Below are 229 nucleotides of genomic sequence, written 5' to 3' on the forward strand. Positions count from 1 at the left end.
GTGAAGAGGAAAAGCACGGCGATCACCGCTGCGGCGATTGCGGGGATCCACCAGAATGTTGCCCAGTTTTGTGCCGTGCCCTGTCCGGCAACCAGGCGGTTATACAGCGCGCCCGAGATCTGCGAACCCAGCAGCATGCCAATACCGTAGGTGAACATCTCCACCATGCTCTGCGCCTGCCCTTTCACTTTCTCGCCGGCGATGCGGTCGGTGTAGATAAAGCCCACCA

General features: G+C 59.8%; 1 pseudogene. It reads right to left on the reverse strand.

The annotated features are described in order from the left end of the window. Positions 1-229, reverse strand: a pseudogene (locus KVT28_RS27460) (MFS transporter); the annotation flags it as partial.

Source organism: Pantoea sp. GbtcB22, assembly GCF_019091025.1.
GTDB lineage: Bacteria > Pseudomonadota > Gammaproteobacteria > Enterobacterales > Enterobacteriaceae > Pantoea > Pantoea leporis.